Genomic DNA, 16,068 nt, shown 5'->3' with positions numbered 1-16,068 from the left:
CCCCGGCTGGGTGCAGGTCGTAGCATCTTACGCTTAGTGCCACGCGCTGCCATGTCATGTCTGGTTGTGCGGGCGCTTTGGCGACGGCCCGTCTTCCCACGCGCCGCGCGCGAGCCGGCGCCAATCAGTTGGGATTACTGCGTATGCTGCGCGGGAAATCTCAGGCGTGGCAATGAACCGCGCAAATCAACTCGCGCGAACGTTGCAGTGCGGCCTGCGCGCCGCGCGCCGCGAACACCCAGCCGACCTGGCCGAGATTGAAGTCCTGCGACACCATCACCTGCATCAGCGCGACCATCGGCAGTACGACCGCTGGCCGGTAAAACTGGTTTCTGATCAACTCTGACATGACGACCCCCAAACGCGGGGCGCCGCTTCGGCACCGCGCACCAATAATGTTTCGATGGGGGAATTTTAGGGAGTGCGTCGCCGCCGATAAATAGCGGCAACGCGAAGTCACTTGTTCGGCAATCTGAACAATCGCGTCAGGACGCCTTCGCCATGCCGATCAGCTGCGCGTCGTACAGCGTGCGCGCATACGCGCTCGCGCCGACCGGCCGGCTGTACAGGTAGCCCTGCTGCTTGTCGCAATCGATCGCGCGCAGGAACGCCGCCTGCTCGGCGGTCTCGACGCCCTCGGCGGTGACGTTCATGCCGAGCGAGTGCGCCATCGCGACGACCGCCTGCGTGATCGCGACCGAATCGCGATGATCGGGCAGCCCCGCGACGAACGAGCGGTCGATCTTCAGGTTATGCAGCGGAAAGCGCTTCAGGTACGACAGCGACGAATAACCGGTGCCGAAATCGTCGACCGAGACGCGCACGCCCATTGCGTTCAGCGCGCTCAGCATCGGCAGCACGGTATCGCTGTCGCTCATCAGCAATCGCTCGGTGATCTCGAGTTCGAGCGCGGCCGGTTCGAGCCCGGACTGCGCAAGAGAACGTTCGATGCGCTCGAGCAGCCCGTCGTTGAACTGCCGCGGCGACAGATTGACCGCGACGATCAGATGCGGCGCGAGCGAGCGCCGCCACTGCGCGACCTGCTGGCAGGCGTGCTCGAGCACCCAGTCGCCGATCTCGACGATCAGCCCGGCATCCTCGGCGACCGGAATGAATTCGCCCGGCGACACGTTGCCCAGCTCGCTGTTGTACCAGCGCAGCAGTGCTTCCGCACCGATCGTGCGGCCGCTCTGGCTATCGACGATCGGCTGGTACACGAGGCTCAGCTCGTTGGCCGCAAGCGCGCGCCGCAGCGACTGTTCGATCGTGAAACGCCGCTGCAGATGCTGGTTCAGCTCGGCGGTGAAGAACTGGAAGTTGTTGCGGCCGCGCTGCTTCGCGTGATACATCGCCGAATCGGCGTTGCGCATCAGCGTCGCGACGTCCTGGCCGTCTTCGGGAAACAGGCTGATGCCGATCGACGCGCCCAGGTAGTACTCGTTGCCCGCCACCGCGAATGGCACCGCGATCATGTCCAGAATGCGGTGCGCGAGGCCGATCAGCTCGCCGGTATTGCCGTACGCACTGGCGACGATCACGAACTCGTCGCCGCCGACGCGCGCCAGCGTGTCGCCGCACCCGACGCAGGCCGACAGCCGTTCGGCGACGCTGCACAGCAAGGCGTCGCCGGCTTCGTGACCGGCGGTGTCGTTGACCTTCTTGAAGCTGTCGAGATCGACGAACAGCACGGCGACGCTGGTGAGCTCGCCGTCATGGTCGCCGGCGGCGCACGGCGCGAACAGGTCGCGCATCCGCTCGGTCAGGTAGGCGCGGTTGTAGAGGCCGGTCAGCGAATCGCGCGTGGCGAGGTACTTCAGCTGGCGCTGCGCCTCGCGCACCGGCCCGATGTCGGAAAACGAAATCAGCACGGAGTCCGGCTCGCTGTCGCCGGGCCGCAGGATCGGCACGACGTTCTGCGTGATCCACACGACCTCGCCGCCGATCAGTTCGAGGCCGACCGTCACGCCGAGCATCGGCTTGCCGGTCGCAAAGACCTGCGAGACCGGACGGTTGACTTCGCCGATGACCGAGCCGTCCTCGCCGAACGCGCGTGTCATCACGGTCCGCATGCTGCTGCCGACGACCTCCGGTGTCACGTGCAGCATGCGCTGCGCACTCGGATTGCAGGCGAGCACGATGCCGGTGCGCGACTGCACGACGATGCCCTCGCTGAGATGATCGACGACCAGCCGGTGACGCTCCTCGCTATGCGCGAGGCGCTGCGCCATCGCGTCCTGATGGACTGCGAGGCCGACGCTGCCGCCGATGTCGCGCAGCATCGCCTCTTCCTCGGGGGTCGGACAGCGGGTGGCGCGGTAGTAAACGGCGAACGCGCCGAGCACGATGCCCGCGTCGTTTTCGAAGGGCACGGACCAGCATGCGCGCAAGCCGTGCGGCAACGCGAAATCGCGGAAGTTTTCCCACAGCGGATCGGATTCGATGTCGTCGACGATCACCAGACGCCGCTCGAACATCGCCGTGCCGCACGAGCCGACGCCCGGACCGATCGCCGCGCCCTCGATAGCGGCGCTGTACGCGGGCGGCAGCGACGGCGCGCCGCCGACGCGCACATGCACGCCGTCCGGGTCGAGCAGCAGGATCGAGCAGCACGCGCCGTCGCCGAGCAGCGCCTCGGCGCGACGGCAGACTTCGTCGAGCAGTTCGGGCAGCGGCGTGTTGCGGGTGATCAGCCGCAACACGCCGCGCTCGGACGCGAGTACCTCCTCGGCCCGTTCCGGCCGATAGCGGCCGCCCTCCGGCGCAGCTGTCGTTGTGCCACGTGATGTTGCTTCGCAAATCATAGTTGCGCCCCCCAACCCAACATCGGCAAGTTAGTGTACGCGGCACACCGGGGTTTACGCTAAGTCCAGCGTGAAAATCTGCCATGCATCGCGTGCGGACGGCTCCGGTGTGGCGTGCCAGCATCGGTTGATGCCGGTACGACGGGCGACGGCAGTGCGGGCGCCGTCTGTTCGTGGCCCGCAGGCGCCGCGGCGGCTCGACGCTGGGCCGGCAGTTGCGCGACGACCGGGTAGTCGGCCGCAGGGCCCGCGCGCAGGTTGGACCCGCTGTTCGTATAGGCCTGTGACTGCGCGCTGGCCGCGCCGGGTAAAGTCAGAAGGCCCGCTGCCATGCAAAGACCGATCACGAGTCGTCGTTGCATTCGTTCTCCCTCTTTCGATGGCCGCCTTTGACCACGCCGGCCCAAGTGCCCCCACTTCCATCATATAGACGTTGCGCCTACTTCATGACACGCGAAGGTGCGCGAGCGCCGACCTGGGCCGGCAGCCCGCGCGGCAACATCTGGTAACGACCCGCCCGAATTCCCGCGTTGTTCGGACGTCCGCGAGGCGCGCGACCGGTCGATCATCGGCGGCATGATCAACCGATGCACCGCCCGGACCCTGATGACCCTCTTCCGCTCCCTCCTGATCGCCGGACTGCTGCTCGCGCATCCGTACGCCAACGCTGCGAGTTTCGATTGCCAGCGCGGCCGCTCGCCGGCCGAGCGCATGATTTGCGGTGACGCCGCCCTGTCGACGCTCGACGACACGTTGGGCCAACTCTACTGGAAGGCACGTCGGCGAGTCGCCCAGCGCCGCGCGTTCATCGACGACAGCGACAGCAAGTGGGCCTGGCGCGAAGCGAACTGCCGCGACGCCGCGTGTCTGCGGACGTGGTACGCGACGCGTATCGACGAATTGCAGCGACTGCTGGCGAGCCTGCCGAGCGGCGCGCGGCACGCGGCGTCCGTGGATGCGGATGCGCACTCCGACCCGTCGACGCTGCAATGCACGGCCGCGCAGTCCGACCTTATGGTGAACGAGCAGTGTGCGAGCGTGATCGGGCAGTCCAGCAAGCGGTGGAAGTATCAGCCAGGCGATGCCGACTGGTTCTGCGGCGTCGCCACACTCGAGGCGGCGGACATGGCGACATCGCGATCACAACCGCAGGTGCAGGCGAGCGTCGGGCAATGAGACGGCGGAGCGCGCTGACTACGACAACAATCAACCCGTGCGCCGGATCATTTGCGCGCCGGTGGCAGTTGTGCCGGGACGCTCAGCCGGCGGCCGACGGCTCGCCGCCCTCGCTCGTGCCGAACAGCTCCGCGCAAAGCTGCGCGCCGATTTCACTCAGCGACGCGGCTCGGGTGCCATCGTCGTGGCACATCGTATCGACGAGACCGCTTCCCGAGAGCGCCGTCAATTGCCGCCGCAAGCTGCTCATCGGCACGCCGGCCTGCTTCGACAGCTTCGCGAGCGACCACGCGCGCCAGGGTGTCTCGCGATGCGCGCGCCATAGCTGCGCGAGTATCGCGGCGAGTTGCGGGTCGATGTCGTCGTCATCCATGTCGGTCTACCTGTCGTGATGTGTCGTTTGGCATCGCCGTAGCGCCTGTCACGCCATCGCCGTAGCCAGCTCACCGAGCGTCTTCAACGCCGCTTCGGCCTGCGCGGTCCACGGATAGCTGTAGTTGAGCCGGATGAAGTGCCGAAAATCGTTGCGCGTCGAAAACATCATCCCCGGCCCGACCGTGATCCCGCGTTCGAGCGCCGCCTGATAAAGCCGCATCGAATCGATCGCAACGGGCAACTCGACCCACAGCACGTAGCCGCCCTGCGGCGTCGACACGCGCGTGCCGACCGGGAAAAAGCGCAGCACCAGCGCGCTCATGATGCTCGCCTGCTGCCGGTACACGCGGCGCAGGTGCCGCAGATGGCGGTCGTAGCCGTCCTGACGCAAATAATCGGCGACCGCGATCTGGGGCACCGACGGCGTCGTCAGCGTATTCAGGAACTTGAGCTTCTCGACCTGCGCGCGATAGCGCCCCGGCAGCGCCCAGCCGATCCGGTACGACGCCGTCAGGCTTTTCGAAAACGACGCACAGTGCAGCACGAGCCCCTGGGTGTCGAAGGTCTTCAGCGTCGACGGCCGCGTGTCACCGAAATACAGCTCCTGGTAGACATCGTTCTCGATCGCCGGAATCTCGTGCGCGGCCAGCAGTTCGACCAGTTGCCGCTTGCGCTCGTCGGACATGCAGAAACCGAGCGGATTCTGGAAATTCGGCATCACCATGCACGCGGCGATCTTCTGCCGCGCGATCGCCTTCGCGAGCGCGTCGATGTCGATGCCGTCGACCGGATGCGTCGCCACCTCGATCGCGCGCATGCCGAGGCGCTCGATGGCGTGCAGCATCGCGTAGTAGGTCGGCGACTCGACCGCGACGGTATCGCCCGGCTTGGCGACCGCCTGCAGGCTCAGGTTGATCGCCTCGGTCGCGCCGAGCGTGATCACGATTTCGCCCGGATCGACCGGCAGACCGTTTTCCGCATAGCGCCGCGCGATCTGCCGGATCAGCTCGGGGTTGCCCGGCGGCAGATCGTCGATCAGATTCCAGCTCGCGTGCCGCCGCGCGATCGCGTTGGCGTACTGGTTGATACGCCGCCACGGGTACAGCGACGGATCGGGATACGGCGAGCCGAACGGCACGGCGTCGTGCGCGCGGATGCTGCGTAGCGTCGACAGCACGAGCCGGCTCACGTCGACCGTCGCGGGCACCGGCGGCGGCGCGGACTTGCGGCCCGCGCGGGCCGCGGCGGGCGCCGGCGCGAGCGCCCGCGCGGCCGCGTCGCGCACGAAATAGCCCGACTGCGGCCGGCTCTCGACGATGCCGCGGCTCTCCAGCAGCGCATACGCGTGCAGCACCGTCTTGATGCTGACGCCGTGCTGCTGGCTCGCCTGACGCACCGACGCAACCCGCTCGCCGGCCGCGAACACGCCGCGGCGCACGGCTTCGGTGATTTCGTCGGCGAGTTTTTCGTAGAGCTTCATGCGATTCGGGTGGATTCGGGCGGCTTCAGGCATCGTCGCGCAACTGTACTCCTGTTCTTTCCAATTTTCTGTACCCGACGTAGTTTATGGAACACAGTACGCTCTCCGGCATTGGTCTGCAAACCCTGTCGAATCTTTCCACCGCCACGTCATGAAGAAGAACGAAACACAAGCCGAAGCCCGCATCGAGCCGTACAAGCACCCCGCCGCTGGCTGGGGCGCGCTGAAGTATGTCGCCATCAACTTGCTCAAGGAGAAGGTCGCGGGCGGCAACTACCGCACGCTGCTCAAGCAGAACCAGCCTGACGGCTTCGACTGCCCCGGCTGCGCGTGGCCGGATCGCGAGCACGCGTCGACATTCGAGTTCTGCGAAAACGGCGTGAAGGCCGTGGCCGCCGAGGCCACCGGCAAGCGCGTGACGCCCGCGTTCTTCGAGCGGCACAGCGTCACGGAGCTGATGATGCAATCCGACTTCGAACTCGAGCAGCACGGCCGCCTGACCGATCCGCTCGTCTACGACGCCGCGCGCGACCGCTATGTGCCGATCGGCTGGGACGACGCATTCGCGCTGATCGCGAGCCATCTGAAGCGTCTCGACGATCCTGACCGCGCCGCGTTCTATACCTCGGGCCGCGCGAGCAACGAAGCCGCGTTCCTGTACCAGCTGTTCGTGCGCATGTACGGCACCAACAATTTTCCCGATTGCTCGAACATGTGCCACGAGGCGACGAGCCGTGGCCTGCCGCACACGGTCGGCATCGGCAAGGGCACGGTCACGCTCGATGACTTCGAACACGCGGATACGCTGCTGATCTTCGGCCAGAATCCGGCCACCAACCATCCGCGCATGCTCGGCGAGCTGCGCGAATGCGCGAAGCGCGGCGCCACGATCGTGTCGATCAATCCGCTGAGGGAGCGCGGCCTCGAACGCTTCGCGAGCCCGCAGCATCCGGTCGAAATGCTGACGATGGGCAGCACGAAAATCAGCTCGGTATTCATCCGTCCGAAGGTCGGCGGCGATTTCGCGCTGATCAAGGGCGTCGCCAAACGCGTGCTCGAACTGGATGACGAAGCGCTCGTGTCGGGCCTCGAGCGCGTGCTCGACTTCGGCTTCATCGCCCAGCACACAGTCGGCTTCGCTGCCTTCGCCGACGATCTGCGCGCCGAGCGCTGGGACACGATCGTCGCCGAGGCAGGCGTGCCGCTCGATGAGGTGCTGAAGCTCGCCGATATCTACGTGAAGGGCCGCGCGGTGATTTCGACCTGGGGCATGGGTCTCACGCAGCACAAGAACTCGGTCGCGACGGTACAGCTGCTGTCGAATCTGATGATGATGCGCGGCAATATCGGCCGGCGCGGCGCGGGGCTGTGCCCGGTGCGCGGCCACTCGAACGTGCAGGGCGACCGCACGGTCGGTATCGAAGAAAAGCCTACTGAAGCGTTTCTCGACAAGCTCGGCGCAGCATACGACTTCGCGCCGCCGCGCGAGCACGGACTCGACGTCGTCAACACGATTCAGGCGATGCTCGACGGCAAGGTGAAGGTCTTCATCGGGCTGGGCGGCAATTTCTCGATCGCGACGCCGGACACGCCGCGCACGTGGGACGCGATGCGCGCATGCGATCTGACCGTGCACGTGACGACGAAGCTCAATCGCAGCCACCTCGTGCATGGCCGCGACGCGCTGATCCTGCCGACGCTCGGACGCACCGAGATCGATGTTCAGAACGGCGTGGCGCAAGGCGTCAGCGTCGAGGATTCGATGAGCATGGTGCACATCTCGTATGGGATGAACAAACCGGCGTCGGACAATCTGCTTTCCGAAGTGGCGATCGTCGCGCGCATGGCGCATGCAACTTTGGGCAGCGGCAAGGTGGACTGGCTCGCCCATGCGGCCGACTACGCGCTGATTCGCGAGGGCATCGCGAAGGTGATCGACGGTTTCGACGACTACAACGAGCGTCTGAAGAAGCCGGGCGGCTTCCATCTCGGCGTCGCATCGCGCGATCGCATCTGGAAAACGCCGAGCGGCAAGGCACAGTTCATCGTCCACGCGATCGCGCTCGACACGCCGATTCATCAGGCGAAGAAGCAACATGGCGAACGCCTGATGACGTTGATGACCACCCGCTCACATGATCAGTACAACACGACGATTTACGGTCTCGACGATCGCTATCGCGGCGTCTACGGACAGCGGCGCGTGCTGTTCGCCAACAAGGACGATCTCGCGATGCTCGGGTTCGCGGCTGGTCAGCGCGTCGATATCACGAGCGTGTGGGCCGATGGCATCGAGCGACGCGTGGACGGTTTTCTGCTCGTCGAGTACGACATTCCGCGCGGCTGCCTCGGCGCTTATTATCCGGAGACGAATCCGCTGGTGCCGCTCTCCTCGGTCGCAGATGGCGCGGGTACGCCGACGTCGAAGTCGATTCCGGTGTTGTTGACGGCGTCGATGGTGGAGGATGCCGCGGAAATGGCGGCTTGAAGTCAGCTCCGTTTGTCACGTCTGCCGCGCCCGCCGCGCGGCGTACCTCACACGGTCTTCTTCGCCAGATCGCGATGTGTCAGATACAGACGTAGATCGAATTCGATCTGTTGGTAACCCGGCTGCATGAACTCGCACAGACGATAGAACGCTTTGTTGTGGTCGCTTTCTTTCAGATGAGCGAGTTCGTGCACGACGATCATCTTCAGAAACTCCGGCGCCGCGGCCTTGAATAACGACGCGATGCGGATTTCCTTCTTCGCTTTCAGCTTGCTGCCCTGCACCCGCGAAACGCTCGTGTGCAGGCCGAGCGCGTGACGCATCACGTCGAGTTTGCTGTCGTAAGTGACCTTGTCGATCTGCTCGGCGTTGCGCAGGTGTTCGCGTTTGAGTTCCGCGCAGTACTCGTAGAGCGCGCGGTCGGTTTGCACCTCGTGCGTGCTCGGGTACTTCTGCGCGACGTAGGAGCCGAGCTGATCGGCGGCGATCAGCTTTCTCACCTTGTCTTGCAACGGTGCGGGGTAGCCGGTGAGGTATTTGAGGGGGGACATGAAGGCGGAGTGAGGTTGGCGGGGGTGATGTTACGCATGGTCCGGCCTGGCGACAAGTTTGATTCTTTCCGGACGACTTAAGGCGCGTAGGCGTGCATGTTGTCGATGATTTCACCGCCTGATTCAACGCCTCCATCGTCGTGCAAGATGGCGTTGTCGTCACCGCGCAATTGATTCGCTCGCTTCATCGCATCAATCACCCTGCATGCTTGACGTCGAGCGACTACAAGAATGCACTATTCGCCAGACGGCTTCGCTCTTGTCCAGACCATCGGGGCTTCAGTCGTGATCTGCAAGCGAGACCTCAAGTCAGGATTCGAAGCGGCAAGGCTCAGGACCGCCAAGCCCCCCAGCTTCCGCGCGTCCTCGTCTGTAAATGGAGCGTCGGAGTGTTCAGCGGCATCCGGCGGCACGCTGATTGCCATGACGCGATCAATCGCGGTTTGAACGAACTGTCGCGGCACAACGCAGAATTTCACCTGTCCCGTGTGTTCGTCGAAAAAACTGATAAACGCGGTTTGTCGTTGACTCATCAATAACCTCTACAGGTCTGGTAATTCGCGAATGCCCGTTGCGCGCACAGCGCATAAGTGCGCGGGTCTTGGAATATTGCGCCAGCAGCAGAACAGGCTGTCATTTCCGCATGATATATCGCGTCGCACTCAGTTTCCTCGGCCGCGCTGACTCCGCGCGCCGCGATCTGCTGCACATCGCCGCTCGGCGCGTCCGGTGCGTACTCCAACGGCTTTGCATTGCCGAGATTCTGCGGCACGCGCGGACTGTTGCCATGGAGCGAGCTTGCGATGTCCGCCTCGGCCGGTTGTTGTGTGCGGGCAGGCGCTGGACCCGAACCTTTTTCCCGCTGCTTGCGTATCGCCTCCACACACTTGCGCATGTCGTCCCGCTCGGGCACAAACAGCAGGTTGCCGTTCTTTACTTCGTCGTACAGGGCTTTGGCGACCTGATGGTTGGTCATCCTGTACATATGAAAGCGGTTGTCACTCCCCCCGACAACGGCGACAGCGACCGCTGGCTCCTTGTTATCGCGCCGCCGCTCACAACTCACTAAACCCGATGGTCACCATCACCATTGTTTTGACAATCGTTAAACAAAATATCGACCCTGTCCTATTGAATGCCCCCTCCTGTTTGCGCTAGCTTGGCGCAGGGTGATCCACAGCGCTCACCCGTCGAAGGTGAGGCCATTTTATGATTCGCTCACGAAGCGGAGAGCCGAGAGAGTCGGCATGCCCTCACCCAGAACTGCGCGCCGAAATATGGCATCGGCCTTGCGCGGCGTCAGTACAACACCAACGCGAATAACGAAGATGCAAAAGTGCGATAACCCAAGGTGTCCGGTCTGTTACCCGAACTGGAAAGAGGAAGAGGCCGCGGCAAAAAAGCGAGCGGAAGAGGACAAGTAGGACTGTATCGACTGCTGGCGCTTCTATCAGAAGAAGGCCGAGGCCATCGTATCCGTTGACGATCCGATTGCGCGTAACCGCAGCATCAATGCGGCGTATGCACAACTCTGGTGGGATGACCGACGTTTCCAGTGGGCCGGACTCGCGGCGTTCGCGTCGAAGCAGGTAGGATGCGGGCTGCTCAATGCCGCCGAGATGATCGGCAAATCGGCTTCGGACAGCGTTGCCAATTTGCGCAAGGTAGCGAGTGTTGGCCCGGCTGCATGGATGACGGCCTACGGGGCACAGTCGGCGGTGAGTGCTGCGACCGCCGAAAGCGGTGCCAAGGTCTATCAGATGCTGGCAAAGGGCAACACGTCGCTGTTTCTCGACGTTTGGCCGCTGCATATGTTCTACAAGAAGTTTGGGCTTGCGCGATTAAAGCGATGCTTACCCGAACGCAAACTCTTGCGCAGTTCCGTCCTGTGGCCGATTGAGAACAGTGTTCCGTTCGCGGAGGAAAGGCCTCAGATTTTGAGCGCCTTCTCCGCAATTGATAGTGGCCACATTGCAGATGGTGTCAAAGACTTGGCAATACACGAGCAAATCAACATCTTGCAACCGGCCATGTACAACGATCCAACATTCGCGTTGCTGATGCGCGCCAACCAGTTCGCATGGGCATTGCATATTCCGACTGGATCGGCGCGGGAAATCCAGCTTGCCTTTGCGAATCAGTGTACGGTGACGGGGGCCAACGCCAAGAACGAGAGATTCAGCAAGGAGCCTCTCGCAAATCTTGCCGATCCACAGCAGCGCATGACATTTGTTTTGCGAGCCGCACAGCGTTTCGATCAACTGCTACACGATCCGCTTAAGAAATATGACGTAGAAAATTCCCTTTATCTCATCGCGCATGCAAGGTAAACATGCTGAGTCGAAAAATCAGGTGGTTTAGATCATCTCCTTATACAGAAGTATCGTAGCCGTCGCGCAGGATCTGGATGGTGATCACCGCATCCATGACACGCTGCATGCCAATCCACAGTGTCTTCGCGCCGGGTTCACCATCACCCTTGCGTCCGAGGAATCCGCCCAGTGATGCAATCATCCGTATCATCTGGTTAAGCGTCGGTGGCTTTTTCGGGCGGGGTTTCTTGGAGAGCACGTGAGCGCCGTGTATCTCGTCAGCCTCAAAGAACAGCGAAGCATCCAGCTCCGGGCAGGTCCTGCCCAGCCGCATAAGCCGTGCGATACGCCAGGACACCACCATATACAGCACAAGCGCCTTCTCCACGCGCTCCATCTGCGAGAGCTGCAACGTTTCAACCCGGCAGGCGTTCTTCAGCACGTTGAAGAACATCTCGATCTCCCACCTCGCGCGGTACCAGTCGATCAGTTCGGTGAGCGCATGTGTATCGTGCACTTCGCGGTTGCTCAGCAGGCGCCAGACGACGGGCTTCACGTCAGTGGGCGCATCCACTTCACATGCCTCAATGCAGCTCAGCTCGACGCCGCCGCGCCCGGGTAACGTCACGCGCTGTGCACGCAGCTCCTGCTTCACTTCACGCGCCTTCTGGCCACCCCGCCCGGGCAGCACGAAGCTGATATGACCGAGCACCTCGCTCGCGTGTACCGTTTCCCACAGTTTTGCTTCATCCTTGAGTGCGCGGTTGTGCTGGGAGCGGATCAGCCAGTCGGCCGGTTCGCCCAACTCCTGCGCACGCTGCATGAGCGCCGCGATATCACCCTCGCGATCGGCCACATATACCAGCCGCGTGCCCGGCAGGGTTGCTGCCTGCTGCGCCACGATCTCATAACTTTCGATCCATCGAACGCTCTCGCACACGCCGCCACGCTGGCCGTTTTCGTCGCGCGGCTCGCGTGCCCACATCCAGGCGTTCATGACACCCAGCGCCTCGCGATCCGGTGTGACCGCATAGGTCGCGTGAAGATACATGCCAACCTGCGCTTCATAACTGAGCGGGCCGGCCCCCTCGATGTCCTGGCCGTTGAAGTTCAGCTCCGTTGTGTCAGCCACGCACAGGACTACCGGTAACTCGCCCATGCGCGCAGCGGTGCGCTCCCAGTGCGGCTGCATCATGTCGCGCCAGTCGATGTGCTCATTGCCCAGAAAGCGGTACGCCGCCATGGTCTCGGCCCAGCCCTCACAGGCACCCGGAATACTCGCAGTGGGACGCGCGGCAAACCGCTTCAGCAATTCCTTCGCCCGACGGTCCCGCCGCGGGTCACCAAGATCCAATGTTTCAAATTCCTCGTCCACCCACGCTCCCGGCTCATTACGAATCTGCATTCGAAAAGTCGAGAGTAAACGCGAAATTCAGGCCGTTAACAACCCCCATCACGCATGTTCATTGCTCAATGCGCTTTCGGACAAACGTCTGCTACTGCGCCACTTCTGTATAACGAGATGGGTTTAGATATCTCGTTTGCACCGTAGTTGGCTGCGCTGCCTTATGGGGACTGCTCGCAATGGCAAAGCCTGTTGATGAGGTCGTGCTGACGCTAGGGGAACCCTATGAACAGGTGCGTAAGCAATCGCACTCGACGTTACCGCCGATTGAACCCAATACAAGCTGGGCTGGGGTGCTGATACGCCCTGCAAAACTCCGATTTGTTGATCCACACTATGATTTCGTAACGCCGGCCGCGAAGTTTTTCATGGTTCAGTACGACCAGAAAGGCAAGGTCGAATCGCTTGTACTCTCGCCGCAAGTCGAAACATTACCGCTTGATGAATCAATGGCGATCCTTACGGACCTACAGAACCAATTCAGGCGGGGCGGGTGGAAACCTTTTCACTCTTCGGCCAATCGCCCCATCGAAGACACTCAGGCGACACGCAATACAATTCGGGCGTGCGACGCACCCACGACACGATGGCAGGCCGGCAACAAATATCAGGTTTCCCTCAATATCCGATGCTTTCGGACAGACGGCCGACCAAACGACGAGCGCTACCTGATTACCCTCGACCTTAATTTTCCGGTGTTTGAGGATAACCGCGACGACTATTAACCGGTAGTTCGCGAAGCCGATGAGTACAAGTGGTCCCGCTTCGGCGGGACTTTCTGTTTAACGTCACGTAGGTCTCAGTGAGCAAAGACATGCGCCGCCCACGCTTCCATCATCGGGAGGTGCTGTTCCAAAAGATTGTCCCGCTGAGGTAGTCAGGCGACCGTCCCGCCTTTGATCGGAATGACTTCGGCCCCGGCCTTGATCCGGTCACGGTAATCGGCCCACTCCTGCATCATCTCGCGGCGCTCGCGAATGAATTTTGTGCGGTTGTACGCCGAACCAAGGTTATCCGGTACGGCGTGCGCGTCGCGCGCGCCTGGGAACACGTAGCGGCCGCTACCCGTCAGCGCCCGCAGTTCGCGCAGGATCGCGACGGCCTGTGCCGCCAGTGGCACAAGATGATCCGTGTTGGTTTTCGTGACGCGGTAGCGCCATTCCCCCTTGTCCAGATCGATCTGCGCCCATTCAGCCTGTCTCAGTTCGCCGGGACGCACAAACAGCATGGGCGCGAGCCTGAGCGCGCACAAAACCGGGAACGTGCCGGAAAAGGCATCGAAGGCCCGCAACATCTCCGAGACCTTGGCGGGCTCGGTGATCGAGGCGAAATGCGTTGTCTGTGCAGGCGGTATTGCGCCAACCAGATCGCGTGCCGGATCGGTTTTGCAATAGCCCTCCTTGATCGCGAAACGGAACACGGGGCTTGTTTCGCTGCGCAGACGGTGAGCCGTAAAGCGGGCGCCCCGGCTATCCACGCGTTTAAGGACTGCCAGAATCTCGGGTGCGTCAATTTCCGCGATGGGTCGCTTGCCAAGCTAGGAAAACGCGTCATTCCTGAAACGCGCAAGCGTTTTTTCACACTGCCCGCTTTCAACGGACTGACCGCGCTCTTCCATCCAGGCGAGCGCAACGGCTTCGAATGAATTGGCTGCAGCAAGGCGGGCGGCGCGTTTCCCGGCCTTTTTGGCTTCCCCCGGATCGATGTTTGCTGCCAGTTTTTCGCGGGCGTCGTCCCGACGCTTGCGGGCATCGGCAAGCGGCACGTCTGGATAGACGCCAAGTGCGGGGCTCTTTTCCTTTCCGGCAAAACGGTACTTGAAAATCCATCGCTTGCTGCCCGTTGGCGTGACAAGCAGCAGCAGGCCGCCACCGTCGTACAGCTTCTGCTGTTTTTCACCCGGCTTCGTGTTACGGATCGTGGCATCGGTCAGCGCCATGTCTGCGTCTCCGGTTGTCGCGCCGCTGCGGGGGTCGTTTTCCATCCGACGGGCGCTTGAAATCCGACGGGCGCTTGAATCGTGGCAACCCCCGAAACGACCCCCTGGGTTGTAATCGCTGGTGAACCCTTGGAGACTACAGCAAACAAAAGCCCCGCTCAGCGCTAGCTGTCGGGGCTTCGTGGTGAACCGTTGAAATCCGTTGGCGAGTATTTGGTGCCGGGGACCGGACTTGAACCGGCAAGCCCGAAGGCGGCGGATTTTAAGTCCGCTATGTTTACCAATTTCATCACCCCGGCAGAGGTGGCAATCGCGCGTGGTCGCGAATTCTACCATCGCCTCGCGGCAGCCCCAAAAAAGCGCCCGACACCCGCATTCATCCCCAAGTCACAAACGTTGCCGATAATCCGCTCACGAAAACGATTACAGCGGGCCGAAAACCGATGACGCCGACGATCAAGGATGTCGCCGCCCACGCGGGCTTTTCCATCGCCACGGTATCGCGCGCGATCAACGCGCCGCACACCGTGAACCCCGTCACGCTCGACAAGGTACGTCAGTCGATCGACGCGCTGAACTTCCGCCCGAGCCCGCTCGGCCGGCAATTGCGCGGCGAGCGCACGCGCCTCGTCGGCGTCGTTCTGCCGACGCTCGCGAACCCGGTGTTCGCCGAATGCCTGCAAGGCATCGACGATCTCGCGTCAGCGCAAGGCTATCGGCTGATGCTGATGACCACGCAGTACGACGTGGACCGTGAACGTCACGCAATCGAAACGCTGCGCGAGCATCGCGTCGAAGGACTGATCCTGACCGTCGCCGATGCCGACACCCATCCGCTGCTCGACGAACTCGACCGCGACGGCCTGCTATACGTGCTGATGCACAACGACACAGTGCGCCGACCGTCGGTGTCGGTCGACAATCGCCTCGCCGCCTACGACGGCGTGCGCCGGCTCATCGCGCACGGCCATCGCCGCATTCTGATGCTGGCCGGCTCGTTCGCGGCCTCGGATCGCGCGCGTCAGCGGCATCTCGGCTACACGCAGGCGATGCAGCAGGCCGGCCTCACGGCCGCGCCCGCGCTCGAAGTCGATTTCAACGCCGACGAACTCGCGCCGTCCGTGCTCGCGCACCTGACGCACGGCGCAAACCGTCCGACCGCCCTCTTCTGCAGCAACGATCTGCTCGCGATGGTCGTGATGCGCGGCCTGCGCCGCGCGTGTCTGAGGATTCCGCAGGACATGTCGATTCTCGGCTTCGACGGCCTCGCAATGGGCGAACTGCTGTCGCCGGCGCTCGCGAGCATCTGCGCGCCGAATCGCGAAATCGGCTGTGCGGCGTGGCAGCGCTTGCTCGCACGCATCGGCGGCGCGCGCGACGAGCGCGCGTTCTGCGCAACCTCGCGCGCGTTGACGCTGCCGCACAGCCTGCGCGAAGGCGCGACGATCGCGGCACTCGGCTCGCACGCGAATCTCGACGGAGCGTCGCCGACCCACGTCCCGAGCGCTGCGGCCGCCACCGAAAAACCGCTCGCATAAGAA

General features: G+C 62.9%; 13 protein-coding genes, 1 tRNA gene and 3 pseudogenes. 5 read left to right on the top strand and 12 right to left on the bottom strand.

What is annotated here, in order from left to right; genetic code table 11:
• Window positions 1-160: 160 nt before the first annotated feature.
• From OKW35_RS34015 to OKW35_RS34005, 3 genes and pseudogenes are all read right to left on the bottom strand, one after another.
• A complete protein-coding gene (locus tag OKW35_RS34015; RefSeq protein WP_184063847.1) occupies window positions 161-349 on the bottom strand; it encodes a hypothetical protein in 189 nt (62 codons plus the stop codon).
• Window positions 350-485: 136 nt separating this feature from the next.
• Entirely contained in the window at window positions 486-2,801 is a 2,316-nt protein-coding gene (locus OKW35_RS34010) for a putative bifunctional diguanylate cyclase/phosphodiesterase (protein WP_429554394.1), read from the bottom strand.
• A 209-nt stretch (window positions 2,802-3,010) separates the two neighbouring features.
• Window positions 3,011-3,163: pseudogene (locus OKW35_RS34005) on the bottom strand (SH3 domain-containing protein); the annotation flags it as partial.
• A gap of 244 nt (window positions 3,164-3,407) precedes the next feature.
• Here OKW35_RS34005 and OKW35_RS34000 point away from each other — a divergent pair.
• Window positions 3,408-3,977, top strand: a complete 570-nt coding sequence (locus OKW35_RS34000; RefSeq protein ID WP_429554393.1) for a lysozyme inhibitor LprI family protein — start codon at window positions 3,408-3,410, stop codon at window positions 3,975-3,977.
• An 82-nt stretch (window positions 3,978-4,059) separates the two neighbouring features.
• On the opposite strand, the gene OKW35_RS33995 is transcribed toward OKW35_RS34000, so the two are convergent.
• Entirely contained in the window at window positions 4,060-4,350 is a 291-nt protein-coding gene (locus OKW35_RS33995) for an ArsR family transcriptional regulator (RefSeq protein WP_429554392.1), read from the bottom strand.
• A gap of 48 nt (window positions 4,351-4,398) precedes the next feature.
• On the bottom strand, window positions 4,399-5,832 hold the full coding sequence (locus OKW35_RS33990; RefSeq protein WP_429554391.1) for a PLP-dependent aminotransferase family protein: 1,434 nt from the start codon (window positions 5,830-5,832) through the stop codon (window positions 4,399-4,401).
• Between the two features lie 151 nt (window positions 5,833-5,983).
• On the opposite strand from OKW35_RS33990, the gene OKW35_RS33985 reads away from it, so the two are divergent.
• The gene (locus OKW35_RS33985; protein ID WP_429554390.1) at window positions 5,984-8,320 is read left to right on the top strand and encodes an FdhF/YdeP family oxidoreductase; all 2,337 of its coding nucleotides are present in this window, start codon (window positions 5,984-5,986) and stop codon (window positions 8,318-8,320) included.
• 47 nt (window positions 8,321-8,367) lie between these two features.
• Here the strand turns inward: OKW35_RS33985 and OKW35_RS33980 are convergent, their stop codons facing one another.
• The 4 genes from OKW35_RS33980 to OKW35_RS33965 all read right to left on the bottom strand — a co-directional run bounded on the left by OKW35_RS33980 (window position 8,368) and on the right by OKW35_RS33965 (window position 9,847).
• The gene (locus OKW35_RS33980) at window positions 8,368-8,871 is read right to left on the bottom strand and encodes a M48 metallopeptidase family protein (RefSeq protein WP_184063827.1); all 504 of its coding nucleotides are present in this window, start codon (window positions 8,869-8,871) and stop codon (window positions 8,368-8,370) included.
• A gap of 77 nt (window positions 8,872-8,948) precedes the next feature.
• A complete protein-coding gene (locus OKW35_RS33975) occupies window positions 8,949-9,071 on the bottom strand; it encodes a hypothetical protein (RefSeq protein WP_429554389.1) in 123 nt (40 codons plus the stop codon).
• A 36-nt stretch (window positions 9,072-9,107) separates the two neighbouring features.
• Window positions 9,108-9,404, bottom strand: coding sequence for a hypothetical protein (locus OKW35_RS33970; protein ID WP_429554388.1), 297 nt, complete (start codon window positions 9,402-9,404; stop codon window positions 9,108-9,110).
• Entirely contained in the window at window positions 9,404-9,847 is a 444-nt protein-coding gene (locus OKW35_RS33965) for a hypothetical protein (RefSeq protein WP_184063821.1), read from the bottom strand. Before OKW35_RS33965 ends, OKW35_RS33970 begins: the two co-directional genes overlap by 1 nt.
• 352 nt (window positions 9,848-10,199) lie before the next feature.
• Between OKW35_RS33965 and OKW35_RS33960 the strand changes: the two are divergent.
• Window positions 10,200-11,201 (top strand): annotated as a pseudogene (locus OKW35_RS33960) (DUF2515 family protein).
• A gap of 40 nt (window positions 11,202-11,241) precedes the next feature.
• On the opposite strand, the gene OKW35_RS33955 reads toward OKW35_RS33960, so the two are convergent.
• Window positions 11,242-12,588, bottom strand: coding sequence for an IS4 family transposase (locus OKW35_RS33955; protein ID WP_090812277.1), 1,347 nt, complete (start codon window positions 12,586-12,588; stop codon window positions 11,242-11,244).
• Between the two features lie 179 nt (window positions 12,589-12,767).
• Here OKW35_RS33955 and OKW35_RS33950 point away from each other — a divergent pair, with 179 nt between their 5' ends.
• A complete protein-coding gene (locus OKW35_RS33950; protein ID WP_260321354.1) occupies window positions 12,768-13,313 on the top strand; it encodes a flagellar biosynthesis sigma factor in 546 nt (181 codons plus the stop codon).
• 152 nt (window positions 13,314-13,465) lie between these two features.
• Here OKW35_RS33950 and OKW35_RS33945 read toward each other — a convergent pair.
• A pseudogene (locus tag OKW35_RS33945) lies at window positions 13,466-14,527 on the bottom strand (tyrosine-type recombinase/integrase).
• A gap of 214 nt (window positions 14,528-14,741) precedes the next feature.
• Window positions 14,742-14,826 (bottom strand) — tRNA-Leu (locus OKW35_RS33940).
• A gap of 144 nt (window positions 14,827-14,970) precedes the next feature.
• Here OKW35_RS33940 and OKW35_RS33935 point away from each other — a divergent pair.
• Entirely contained in the window at window positions 14,971-16,065 is a 1,095-nt protein-coding gene (locus OKW35_RS33935; protein WP_184063815.1) for a LacI family DNA-binding transcriptional regulator, read from the top strand.
• Window positions 16,066-16,068 lie beyond the last annotated feature (3 nt).

Source organism: Paraburkholderia sp. MM5477-R1, assembly GCF_050436385.1.
Lineage (GTDB): Bacteria > Pseudomonadota > Gammaproteobacteria > Burkholderiales > Burkholderiaceae > Paraburkholderia > Paraburkholderia tuberum.
This window is presented reverse-complemented; position numbering and strand designations above follow the sequence as displayed.

Coding starts and splice junctions, on each gene's coding strand:
- OKW35_RS34015 (WP_184063847.1), bottom strand. CDS start 349: ATGTCAGAGTTGATCAGAAACCAGTTTTACCGGCCAGCGGTCGTACTG.
- OKW35_RS34010 (WP_429554394.1), bottom strand. CDS start 2,801: ATGATTTGCGAAGCAACATCACGTGGCACAACGACAGCTGCGCCGGAG.
- OKW35_RS34000 (WP_429554393.1), top strand. CDS start 3,408: ATGACCCTCTTCCGCTCCCTCCTGATCGCCGGACTGCTGCTCGCGCAT.
- OKW35_RS33995 (WP_429554392.1), bottom strand. CDS start 4,350: ATGGATGACGACGACATCGACCCGCAACTCGCCGCGATACTCGCGCAG.
- OKW35_RS33990 (WP_429554391.1), bottom strand. CDS start 5,832: ATGAAGCTCTACGAAAAACTCGCCGACGAAATCACCGAAGCCGTGCGC.
- OKW35_RS33985 (WP_429554390.1), top strand. CDS start 5,984: ATGAAGAAGAACGAAACACAAGCCGAAGCCCGCATCGAGCCGTACAAG.
- OKW35_RS33980 (WP_184063827.1), bottom strand. CDS start 8,871: ATGTCCCCCCTCAAATACCTCACCGGCTACCCCGCACCGTTGCAAGAC.
- OKW35_RS33970 (WP_429554388.1), bottom strand. CDS start 9,404: ATGAGTCAACGACAAACCGCGTTTATCAGTTTTTTCGACGAACACACG.
- OKW35_RS33965 (WP_184063821.1), bottom strand. CDS start 9,847: ATGACCAACCATCAGGTCGCCAAAGCCCTGTACGACGAAGTAAAGAAC.
- OKW35_RS33955 (WP_090812277.1), bottom strand. CDS start 12,588: ATGCAGATTCGTAATGAGCCGGGAGCGTGGGTGGACGAGGAATTTGAA.
- OKW35_RS33950 (WP_260321354.1), top strand. CDS start 12,768: ATGGCAAAGCCTGTTGATGAGGTCGTGCTGACGCTAGGGGAACCCTAT.
- OKW35_RS33935 (WP_184063815.1), top strand. CDS start 14,971: ATGACGCCGACGATCAAGGATGTCGCCGCCCACGCGGGCTTTTCCATC.